Below are 10,116 nucleotides of genomic sequence, written 5' to 3'. Positions count from 1 at the left end.
CCGGTCATGCACATGCAGCTGGAGTCGATCCTCGCCTTCGACACCGAGGACGAGCACGGTGAGACGGACCGGACGAAGGATCTGAACGGCCTGTTCGCCCAGCTGGCCCGGGAAACCTCCGGGATCCAGGACATCGAGCTGCTGGTCGACGCCCTGCCCATCGCGGCGGCATCGTGAGCGGGCGGGGACGCAAAGCCGTCCTGCCGCCGCCGGACTTCCAGGCAACCGAGCGGATAGCCGCCGACGGACTGCAGGCCACCGTGGTGAATAAGGAAGGCTTCGAGCGCGTCTTCGATTTCGCCGCGATCGCCGTGCCGCAGCCGATGCGCTGCTCCCTTGCGCGAGCGTTCGCCGCGCAGTCCATGGGGTGGAACAGCCACGCGAGCGGTGAGTCATATTGGCGATCCATCGAGGTCTTCGCCCGGTTCCTCAAGGACCAGGGCCAGCCGGCCGAGGACCTGGGCGACCTCACCTCCGCCACGCTCCGGCTCTGGCGCAACAACCACAAGGACACGCCCGGCGGGCGCGAGGCCCTGGGCAAGATGCGCACGCTGCTGAAACGCGAGCCGCGGCTGTCGCAGGGCCTGGCTGCGGAGGAACTGGCCCGCCCCGTTCCGAAGAAGGGCAAGCCGTCCAAGCAGTCCTACCGGCCGTCGGAGCGCGACCAGGTGCTGCTGGCCGCCGAACGGCAGTTCCGGGCCGCGCTGCTGCGGATCCGGGAGAACACCACGTGGCTCGCCCGCTACCGGGCGGGTGCACTGGACCCGGACAGCCGTGACTGGAGGATCGGGGCGGCCCTCGAGCACATCGCCGCCACGGGCGAACTGCCCGGATACCCGGACAAAAGCGGGAAGGTCTACACCCGAGCCGAAGGGCTGCTGCGCGGAAAGAACCGCGGGAAGACGACGGGCCGGCTGTTCCTGAGCCGGTCGGAACTGACGGCCCTGGCCGTGATGATGACGGACCGCTACGGCTGGAATCTGTCGGTCTTCGACCGTCTGCACGTGCCCGTCACGACCCCGTCCGCGGGAGAGACCGCCACGGTCACCTACGAGGTCCTGGTGGAGAAGCGCCGCTCGGGCGAGGGGCGCTGGTTCGACACGGAGAACTACACCGACTCCGGTGCGGACTCGCCGGGCCGGCTCATCACCCAGGCCCTGGAAGCCACGGAGCCCGGGCGAGCCTTGGCCGCCGCGCTGTCACCGGGACACGACCTGCTGATGGTCGCCCGCAACCGGCGTCGTACTGACGTGGACTCCAATCTGGACCGGCCCCGGAACGTCGGCCCGCTGTGCTTCGGGGTGTCCAAGGCCGATGCACGAGTATGGGCGAGCTCTCACAAGATCGGCTCGCCCTTCCAACGCGCCCGCAGGACCACCGTCACCACCACGGGCAAGCCGCTGCAGCACAAACGTGGCACCCACGAGAGCGTCTACGTCCTGCCCGACGAGAACGTCCAGCAAGCCGCCGTGGACGTGATTGCGGCTGGCGCCGAGGAAGCCCACGAACAGGCCCGCGACTACACCTTCAAGGGGCGCCTCTCCGACGCGGCCGACGCGACCCACCAGGAGACCGCGACCGCGGACTGCTCGGACGAGGAGACCAGTCCCTGGCCTGCCCCGAGCGGCGGCTGCGGTGCCGACTTCCTGCTCTGCCTGTCCTGCGAGAACTCCCGGGTCCACACCGGCCACCACCCGCGCCTCGCGCTCCTACGCCGCCAGTTGACTTCGCTCCACTCCAGCTGGCCCGAGAAGCTCTGGCGCAAGCGATGGGACGAACATCTCCAGCGACTCGATGACCTGCGGATAAAGGTCAATGAGAGTACCTGGGACGCCGCTCTGGCTCGGATCACCGACCGCGACCAAATGATCGTCGACCACCTGCTCAAGGGAGACCTCGCCCCGTGACGACAGCTCTGACCATCGAGGCCGATCCCTACATCCTTCCCCTCCCGGGGCTGGAGAGCCCGGTGGTCCTGGACCGGTGGATCAGCGCCGGCAACACCCACCCCAACTCCCGCTACAGCGAGGACGTCTGGTCGATGGGACCGCTGACCGACAATCCCGGGGACAGCATCCATAAGATCAATTTGAAGAGGTGCCCCGCCTCCCTGCGGAGCGAGTTCAGGCGCCTCATCTGGGTCCTGATCAACGGCGAGCTACGCCCCACCTACGTGCAGGAACGGGGCTTTCAGAACCGGGGACGCGACGGCGTGATCAGCATGCGCGACAACATCCTGCAGTGGTTGAAGTTCGCGCGCTGGCTCGACCGGCAAGGCGTGTCCCAGCTCAGCGACTGCACCGTGGAGGATTGGAAGGCGTACGCCGCCGTGCGCACCAGCGGCTGCACGCGCGATCATGCCCTGACGGTTCTGCGCTGGCTCTCGGACCTGTGGGCCTTCGACCAGTTGTCCGTCAGCCCCTGCGGTATTACGCAGCCGCCCTGGGAGAGCGAGGGCATCGACGACTACCTGCCGGCCGCGAAGGGGGAGGCGGGCGGGGAGAACAAAACGGAGCCACTGGACCCGACGGTGATCGGTCCCTTGCTGACGTGGTCGATCCGCCTGGTCGAGGACTTCTCCGACGACATCCTGGCCGCCTGGGCCGAGCGCCGCCGCCTGCACGCCCGTGTGAAGGCCACTCCGACCACCCGAGGGGGTCTGGCGGCCGTCAAGAACTATCTGCAGCCGCTGGTCGATTCCGGGGCTCTCCTGCCCGCCACCGTGAGTCGAAAGCACGGCATCACCCTGGCCCATCACTACGTTGCGGCGGTCACGGGAGCCAGCTGGAACCAGGTCCACGACTTCTCTACTCGGCGCGGGCTCCGTGCGCTCGCCGCCCGGCGGCCCGGCCCCAGCCCGATGCAGGTGCCGGTGATGGGCCGGATCGAGGGGCGGCCCTGGCGCGCGTTCATGGACTATGAGGAGACGCCGATCCTGGTGCGTCACCTGGCCACGGCCGCCGCCATCGTGATCTTGTATTTGACCGGGATGCGCTCCCAGGAGGCTCAATCGCTGCGGTCCGGCTGCTGCCCCGATCCGGAACCCCACGAGGACGGCTCCATGCCGCGGCATCTGATCCGAGCCCACCACTACAAGAACGTCCGCGACTCCGACGGCCACCACGTCTCCGCTGGTGAGGAGCGGGCCGTCCCCTGGGTCGCGATCACCCCGGTCGTCAACGCCATCCGGGTCCTGGAACGCATCGTCCCCAAGGGCGAGCTCCTGTTCAGCTCCACCCACCACGATGTCGTCTCCCAGCGCAAGCACCACGGTGCGCTGAAGCGCGCCAGCCTGGGCCGCCGCGTCGAGAATCTCGTGTCGTGGATCAACCAGGAGGCCACCGCCCAGGGCCTGCCCGCCCAGATGGTGCCGGAGGACCCGCACGGCAACCTTGGCTTGAGCCGTCTGCGCAGAACTTTGGCTTGGCATATCGCCCGCCGCCCCGGCGGTCTGGTCGCCCTCGCCATCCAGTACGGACACATGCGCACCGCCCTGGACGCCCGCACCTCCACCGGCTACGGCAACCGCAGTCGCCGGGGGTTCCACGGGGAGCTCGACGTCGAGACCGCTCTCGCCGCCGCGCAGACCGCAGCGCGGCTGCGCGACGCCGCGGCGGCCGGCGAGAAGATCTCCGGTCCCGCCGCTCGACGGGCTCTCATCGGAGCAACCTCGATCCCCAGCTTCGAGGGCGCCCTGACCACCCCGAAGGCCGCCGCCAAGTTCCTCGCGCGCGACGGCCTCGTACTCTTCGACAACCCGGACGCGTTCCTCATCTGCGCCTTCAAGCGCGACACCGCCCTGTGCGACCCGGATCCCGGGGCGACGGCGCCTAACCAGTTCGCCTGCCAGCTCGGCTGCGGCAACGCGGTCCGCACCGACAGTCACGCGCAGGCGGCACGCGAGCACTCTGATCGGCTGGATGCGAAGGCAGCCCTCGTGCCCCAGCCCTTGGGCGACCGGTTTCGCCGAACAGCAGGCCGCTTCCGTGCTCTCGCCGACGCCCACGACTCCGCCGCCCAGTCCGCCGAGGAGGCCATCGCATGAACCAGCAGCACGAGGACGAACGCTCGCGCATCCGCGCGGCCATGGACCGCCTCCTGGCCGGCCAGCCCACCTGCTCCAACGGCAGCCTCACAGTGGTCGCGCTCGCCGCCGAGGCCGGTGTCCACCGCATGGCACTGCAAAAGCGCCACGCCGACCTCAAGGAGGAGTTCTACGCGCGGGTGCGTACAGAAACGCACCAGACGCCGGAAGTCGAGAGGCGGCTTCGCAAAGAGGTTGTCCGCCTGAAGGAAGTTCTCAAGGAATCCCGGGCTGCCGAGGCCAACTCCCGGCATCGAGCGGAGCAAATGGCCCTCGCGGCAGCCGTCCTCATCCTCCGGCAACCCGGTGCCCAGGACCAACCTCCCCCCGACAACGTCATCCCGCTCCGCCCGTCTGGCGATTAAGGAGAGCATGCCGTCACGCGGCGACGCCGAGTTCCTTGCGGGTTTGGTGGATGAACTCGCGAACAGCTGGCTCGCGCCGCCAGGGGGACGGCCTGCGGCGGGACCGAATCCTGAACGAGGCGTTCGAGACCGGCGATCCGCTGAAGTTGATGCGCCTGTTCGGAATCACGGAGAAGACCGCCATGCATTCTGTGGGCAGCGCCCATCCCGAGCGCACGGCCAAGCTGCAGAGGTGAGGCCGGCGGTCAACTTTCGCGGTCGTCCGTATGCCAGGGAGCGCTGGCTCGGGTGGGACGGGCATCGGCGGCGATCCGCAGGGCGTACACAGGCCGTTCATCGCCGGGGACGGGGCCGAGGTAGTGGTGGCCGGTCATGTGGCACCAGGCGGGCAGGTCGAGTGGTGCGGCTGGGTCGGTGGCGATGACGTGGACGACGGTGCCCGGCTTGGCGCCGTCGATCTCTTTACGCAGGCGCAGCAGGAGGGTGACGCAGAGCAGGCCGGTGCCGTCGACGGTGATGTCGGACGCGGGGGTTTCAGGGTTCGTGGGGTTCATCGGCGGTAGGCGGTGGCGGCGATGGCGGGCAGGAGGGCGAGGGAGAGGGCTCCGCCGGTGAGGGCGAGGGCGGGGTAGCTGGTGGCGGCGACCATGATGCCCGAGGTGATGCCGCCGGTGGCGCCGGCGAGGGCGATGGAGACGTCGACCAGTCCTTGGGTCTTGGCGCGGGTGGCGAGCGGGACGGTGTCGGCGATGATCGCGGTGCCGGACACGAGGCCGAAGTTCCAGCCCAGTCCCAGCAGGGCGAGGGCGAGTGCGAGGAGGGCGACGGAGTCGCCGGGGGCTCCGGCGGCGAGGAGGCCGGCGGCCAGGAGGGTGATGCCGGAGGCGGCGGCGATCTTCATGTGGCCGTAGCGGTCGACGAGCCAGCCGGTCAGGGGCGAGGGCAGGTACATGGCACCGATGTGGATGCCGATGACGAGGCCGGAGGCGGCGGTGGAGTGGCCGTGGTCGTGCATGTGGACCGGCGTCATCGTCATGATCGCGACCATGACGAGCTGGGTGAGGATCATGACCAGCGCGCCGAGGACCACGCCTCCGCGGCCCTCGCTGGTGTCGGTGGCATCGGCGGAGGCCGGGTTGGCTGCGGCGTCGGCTTCCTTGGCCTGGGCGACGGTCCGAGCCAGGAGCAGTGGGTCGGGGCGCAGCCAGAGGGTGAGGACGAGTGCGGCCAGCGCGTAGGCGGCGCCGGATATGACGAAGAGGCCGGCGAGGTGGGGGATGCCGAGGTGTTCGGCGAGGGTGCCGGCGGGGGCGGCGAGGTTGGGTCCGGCGACGCCGCCGAAGGTGGTGGCGACCAGGACTGTGGAGACGGCGCGGGCGCGGTGGCCGGCCGGGGCGAGGTCCGCTCCGGCGTAGCGGGCCTGGAGGTTGGTGGCGGTGCCGGCGCCGTAGACGAACAGGGCGATGAACAGCAGGACCGGGTTGTCCAGGACGGCGGAGACGATGACGCCGGCCGAGCCGATGGCGCCGGTGAGGTAGCCGGTGGCGAGGCCGGGGCGGCGGCCGCGGGCTTGGGAGATGCGGCCGACGGTGATGGCGGCGAGCGCGGATCCGGCGGTGAACAGGGCGCTGGGCAGTCCGGCGAGGCTGGTGGAGCCGAGCATGTCCTGGGCGAGGAGGGCGCCGACGGTGACGCCTGCGGCGAGCCCGGCGCCGCTGAGGACCTGGGAGGCGACCAGGACACGCAGGATGCGGCGCTGCGCTTGGGCGGCGTCGGGTATGGAGGCGGGGACGGCGGGTGCGGTGCTGGTCATGTCTCTTCCTGCGTGCGGCGGTTGGCAGTGGGTGCGTCAGGAGGTTGTGGTCGCTGGCGGCGTCCACTGCTGGTCGTGCCACGCCGGGTCGATGGGCGTGTGGGTGAGGTGGTTGGTGTAGGTGGACAGGGTCTTCATCCCGACGCCCAGGACGATGTCCAAGATCTGGCGGTGGGTGTGTCCGGCGGCGAGGAAGCCGACGATGTCCTGCTCGTCGGCCCAGCCGCGCTTGTCGACGACGGCCTGGGTGAGGCGGCGTACGGCTTCCAGTGACGGGTCCTTCAACGTGGTGGCATCACGTAGGGCGTTAACGTCGTCCGGGGTGAGACCGGCGCGCAGGGCGAGGGTGGAGTGCGCGGCAACGCAGTGCGGGCAGGCGTTGGCGACGCTCGCGGTGAGCAGGACGACCTGCTGCGCGGGCTTCGTCAGGGAGGAAGCGGCGAACTGCTGGGCCAGGGCGGTGTAGCCGGCCAGGAGTTGCGGGGATTCGGCCATGACCGCGTTGAGGGTGGTGAGGAAACCCATGCGTTCGCGAGCCGCGGCGAGGTGCGGGAGGGCCTCGGCGGGTGCGGTGGCCTCGTCGTGGAGGGGGAAGCCGGTCACGGGATGGACGCCTTCGTGCAGAGGTCGTACGGGCCGCCCACCGGGCCCTCGTACAGGTCCGGTGGGCGGAAGGAAGAGGGCTGTCAGTCGGTGTCGAGGGCCTGGGCGAGGTCGGCGATCAGGTCGTCGGCGTCTTCGAGGCCGACGGACAGGCGGACCATGCTGTCGGCGATGCCGCGCTTGGCGCGCTCGGCCGGGTCCAGGCCGTGGTGGGTGGTGGTGATGGGCTGGGTGACCAGGGACTCGACCCCGCCGAGACTGGGCGCGATGGCGAACAGCCGCAGCCGGTCCACCACGGCGGCGGTCTGATCGGCATCCGCGTCCAGGACGGCGCTGAGCATGCCGCCCCCGCCGCGCATCTGCGCGTCCACGATGCGCTTCTGCTCGCCGGTGGCCAGCCCCGGGTAGTGGACGCGGGACACGCGCGGGTGCGTCTGCAGGAACACGGCGACCGCCTGTGCGGTGTCGTTCTGGGCGCGGACCCGGACAGGCAGGGAGCGGAGGGAGCGGGCGAGGAGGAAGGCGGTCTCGGGGGCGATGACCTGGCCGAGGTTCTTGCGCCAGCCCATCACGGGGGCGAGGTGTTCGGCGGGGCCGGTCAGGACGCCGGCGGTCAGGTCGGAGTGCCCGCCGAGGTACTTGGTCGCGGAGTGCACGACCAGGTCCGCGCCGTGCTGAAGGGGGTTCTGGTTGACGGGGGTGGCGAAGGTGTTGTCCACCACCGTCAGCGCCCCTGCAGCGCGGGCCTGGGCGGAGATGGCGGCGATGTCGAAGACGGTCAGGGTGGGGTTGGCCGGGGTCTCGAAGAACACGATCCGGGTCCGGCCGGTCAGCACCTCCGGCAGCCGGTCGACCTCGTCGGCGCGCAGGAACGTGGTGGTGATACCGACCTGCGGCAGGTTGTCGCCGAGGAGTTCGAACGTGCCGCCGTAGACCTCGCCGATACACACGATGTGGTCGCCGGTGCGGCAGTGCGCGAGGAACGTCGCGGCTTCGGCGGCCATGCCGGAGGAGAACGCCAGGGCCTGCTCGGCGCCTTCGAGGTCGGCGAGCTTGGCCTCGGTGGAGCGGATGGTGGGGTTGAGGCCGTATCGGGTGTAGAGGTTCCCGGACTTGCGGCCTTCGACGACGTCGAGGAGGTCGGCGGTGGTGTCGAACGCGAAGGTGGAGTGGTTGTAGAGCGGGGTGTGGATGGCCCCTTCGGCGTCGCGGCGTTCGCCGGCGTGGACACTGCGGGTGGACAGTCCGTGCGCGGTGTTCTCGGTCATGCCTCTCCTGCTGTTCGTCGGTTCCTCTGGCTTCGGGCCGGTCGGCCCGGTCACTGCGCGGCAGCCGCCTGGGTGAGGGCCGCTGCCGCCGTCTCGATGTCGCCGGCCGTGGTCCAGCGGCCCAGGGACAGCCGCAGCGCGCCGAGCGCGCGGTCCCGGTCGAGGGCCATGGCGGTGAGCACGGGGGAAGGGGTGTGGGTGCCGCTGTGGCAGGCCGACCCGGTCGAGGCCGCGATCTCGGGGGTGGCGGCGAGGAGCTGATGCCCGAGGACACCGTCGATGCTGACGTTCAGGGTGTTCGGCAGGCGGTTCTTCTCCGGGCCGTTGAGGTGCACACGGCCAGGCAGAGCGGCCGTCAGCCGTTGGTGGAGGTCGTCGCGCAGGGCCGCGATGCGGGCCGGGGCGCCGTCGGCGAGCTCGCCGGCCGCGAGTTGCGCGGCGGTGCCGAGCGCGACGGCCAGGGCGACGTTCTCCGTGCCCGCGCGCAGGCCGCGCTCTTGCCCGCCGCCGTAGACGACCGGCTCCAGCCGTACCCCGTCGCGTACGTACAGGGCGGCAGCGCCCTTCGGCGCGTACATCTTGTGCCCCACAACCGTCAGCAGGTCCACGCCCAGATCGCCGACACTGAGGGGCATCTTTCCCACCGCCTGGGCGGCGTCGCAGTGGAACAGCGCCCCGCGCTCGTGGGCGAGGGCAGCGAGATCCCTGATCGGCTGGAGAGCCCCGGTCTCGTTGTTCGCCGCCATCACCGACACCAGCACCGTGTCCTCGGCGAGCGCGGCGGCCAGCGCGGCCGGGGCGACGAGCCCCTCCCCATCGACGGGCAGCACGGTCACCCGGGCACCGTGCAGCCGCTCAAGGGCACGGAAGGTCTCCAGGACGGCGGGATGCTCGGTGGCCTGGGTGATCACATGCGGGTGGGGTCGGCCCGAGGCGAGGACCGCACCGCGCAGGGCGAGCAGGTCGGCCTCGGACCCGGAGCCGGTGAACACGATCTCGCCGGGCCCGGCGCCGATCAGACCGGCAACCTGAGCGCGGGCCTCCGCCAGCGCCCGGCGGGGGGCGTCGGCGTAGGGATGGCTGCTGGAGGGATTGCCGAAGAAGTCCGCCAGGTACGGCCACATCGCCGCGGTGACGCGCGGGTCGACCGGGGTGGTGGCGTTGTAGTCCAGGTAGACCGGCCCCCCGGCCAGTCCCGGATGCGGCGGGAGATCTCCACCCGGGGTCACGTCAGGTCCGAGGCGTCGACGGGCAGCTCCGACAGGCGCCACTCCAGCATGCCGTCGTTGAGACGGATCGCGCGGCGTCCACGGTCGGTCAGTAGCCGTACGGCGTCGTAGGCCAGGACGCAGTACTCACCGCGGCAGTAGACGACGATCTCGGTGTCCTCAGGCAGTTCGTTGATCCGCTCGGCCAGCTCCTGGACGGGGATGGACAGGGCGCCGGGGATATGTCCGGCGAGGTACTCCTCCACGGGACGTACATCCAGCACCACGACATCGCCGGACGCCACGCGGGCGCGCAGGTCCTCGTGGCTCATCTCGCCGGTGGTGTCCTCGCCGAGGTAGGCGTCGCGGGCGGCAGGCACGGCGGCCTGGTGCGCTTCGGCGACCTTGCGCAGCAGCGCGAACAACTGGGCGACGTCGTCGCCGGCGAGCCGGTAGTGGATGCGCACCCCCTCGCGGCGAGTCGCCACGAATCCGGCCTGCTTGAGGGTCTGCAGGTGTGCCGAGGCGGTGGTCAGGTTGAGGCCGGCCGCCTTCGCGAGGGCGTCGACGGTGCGCTCGCCCTGGGCGAGCAGGTCCAGCAGTTCCAGGCGCTTTCCGCTGGCCAGCGCCTTGCCGCTGGCCGCGAAGGCGTCGTAGAGGGCGGCCTTGGCGCCGCTTGTGGTGGCATCCCGCATTGCTTCCTCCAATAATCTATGGATTATTGTAACTGAAGGCTGGCAGCAATGGCTGCCGCCAGGTTGTTCCGTTGGAAGGA

General features: G+C 70.5%; 11 protein-coding genes. 5 read left to right on the top strand and 6 right to left on the bottom strand.

Going from position 1 to position 10,116, the window contains the following annotated elements:
* Positions 1 to 6: 6 nt before the first annotated feature.
* The 5 genes from SMIR_RS42575 to SMIR_RS42555 are packed head-to-tail and all read left to right on the top strand — an operon-like array spanning position 7 to position 4,685.
* Positions 7 to 177, top strand: coding sequence for a hypothetical protein (locus tag SMIR_RS42575; protein ID WP_212728818.1), 171 nt, complete (start codon positions 7 to 9; stop codon positions 175 to 177).
* Positions 174 to 1,907, top strand: coding sequence for a hypothetical protein (locus tag SMIR_RS42570; protein ID WP_212728817.1), 1,734 nt, complete (start codon positions 174 to 176; stop codon positions 1,905 to 1,907). The genes SMIR_RS42575 and SMIR_RS42570 overlap by 4 nt, the downstream gene beginning before the upstream one ends.
* Positions 1,904 to 4,045, top strand: a complete 2,142-nt coding sequence (locus SMIR_RS42565; RefSeq protein ID WP_212728816.1) for an integrase — start codon at positions 1,904 to 1,906, stop codon at positions 4,043 to 4,045. The genes SMIR_RS42570 and SMIR_RS42565 overlap by 4 nt, the downstream gene beginning before the upstream one ends.
* Positions 4,042 to 4,449, top strand: a complete 408-nt coding sequence (locus SMIR_RS42560; RefSeq protein WP_212728815.1) for a hypothetical protein — start codon at positions 4,042 to 4,044, stop codon at positions 4,447 to 4,449. Before SMIR_RS42565 ends, SMIR_RS42560 begins: the two co-directional genes overlap by 4 nt.
* Positions 4,450 to 4,499: 50 nt before the next feature.
* A complete protein-coding gene (locus SMIR_RS42555) occupies positions 4,500 to 4,685 on the top strand; it encodes a hypothetical protein (protein WP_212728814.1) in 186 nt (61 codons plus the stop codon).
* 9 nt (positions 4,686 to 4,694) lie between these two features.
* Here SMIR_RS42555 and SMIR_RS42550 read toward each other — a convergent pair whose 3' ends face one another.
* From SMIR_RS42550 to SMIR_RS42525, 6 genes are all read right to left on the bottom strand, one after another.
* Entirely contained in the window at positions 4,695 to 5,003 is a 309-nt protein-coding gene (locus tag SMIR_RS42550) for a sulfurtransferase TusA family protein (protein WP_212728813.1), read from the bottom strand.
* On the bottom strand, positions 5,000 to 6,262 hold the full coding sequence (locus SMIR_RS42545; protein WP_212728812.1) for an MFS transporter: 1,263 nt from the start codon (positions 6,260 to 6,262) through the stop codon (positions 5,000 to 5,002). The genes SMIR_RS42550 and SMIR_RS42545 overlap by 4 nt, the downstream gene beginning before the upstream one ends.
* A 36-nt stretch (positions 6,263 to 6,298) precedes the next feature.
* A complete protein-coding gene (locus SMIR_RS42540; protein ID WP_212728811.1) occupies positions 6,299 to 6,865 on the bottom strand; it encodes a carboxymuconolactone decarboxylase family protein in 567 nt (188 codons plus the stop codon).
* Between the two features lie 83 nt (positions 6,866 to 6,948).
* Positions 6,949 to 8,133: a trans-sulfuration enzyme family protein gene (locus SMIR_RS42535; protein WP_212728810.1), complete on the bottom strand. Its 1,185-nt coding sequence runs from the start codon at positions 8,131 to 8,133 to the stop codon at positions 6,949 to 6,951.
* Between the two features lie 50 nt (positions 8,134 to 8,183).
* On the bottom strand, positions 8,184 to 9,362 hold the full coding sequence (locus SMIR_RS42530) for a cysteine desulfurase family protein (RefSeq protein ID WP_249938716.1): 1,179 nt from the start codon (positions 9,360 to 9,362) through the stop codon (positions 8,184 to 8,186).
* Positions 9,359 to 10,036: an ArsR/SmtB family transcription factor gene (locus SMIR_RS42525; protein ID WP_212728809.1), complete on the bottom strand. Its 678-nt coding sequence runs from the start codon at positions 10,034 to 10,036 to the stop codon at positions 9,359 to 9,361. The genes SMIR_RS42530 and SMIR_RS42525 overlap by 4 nt, the downstream gene beginning before the upstream one ends.
* Positions 10,037 to 10,116: the final 80 nt, after the last annotated feature.

Origin of the sequence: Streptomyces mirabilis (genome assembly GCF_018310535.1) — a bacterium.
Taxonomy (GTDB): Bacteria; Actinomycetota; Actinomycetes; order Streptomycetales; family Streptomycetaceae; genus Streptomyces.
This window is presented reverse-complemented; position numbering and strand designations above follow the sequence as displayed.

Excerpts from the sequence above, each read along its gene's own strand:
- SMIR_RS42575 (WP_212728818.1), top strand. The coding sequence starts at position 7 with ATGCACATGCAGCTGGAGTCGATCCTCGCCTTCGACACCGAGGACGAG.
- SMIR_RS42560 (WP_212728815.1), top strand. The coding sequence starts at position 4,042 with ATGAACCAGCAGCACGAGGACGAACGCTCGCGCATCCGCGCGGCCATG.
- SMIR_RS42555 (WP_212728814.1), top strand. The coding sequence starts at position 4,500 with ATGAACTCGCGAACAGCTGGCTCGCGCCGCCAGGGGGACGGCCTGCGG.
- SMIR_RS42550 (WP_212728813.1), bottom strand. The coding sequence starts at position 5,003 with ATGAACCCCACGAACCCTGAAACCCCCGCGTCCGACATCACCGTCGAC.
- SMIR_RS42545 (WP_212728812.1), bottom strand. The coding sequence starts at position 6,262 with ATGACCAGCACCGCACCCGCCGTCCCCGCCTCCATACCCGACGCCGCC.
- SMIR_RS42535 (WP_212728810.1), bottom strand. The coding sequence starts at position 8,133 with ATGACCGAGAACACCGCGCACGGACTGTCCACCCGCAGTGTCCACGCC.
- SMIR_RS42525 (WP_212728809.1), bottom strand. The coding sequence starts at position 10,036 with ATGCGGGATGCCACCACAAGCGGCGCCAAGGCCGCCCTCTACGACGCC.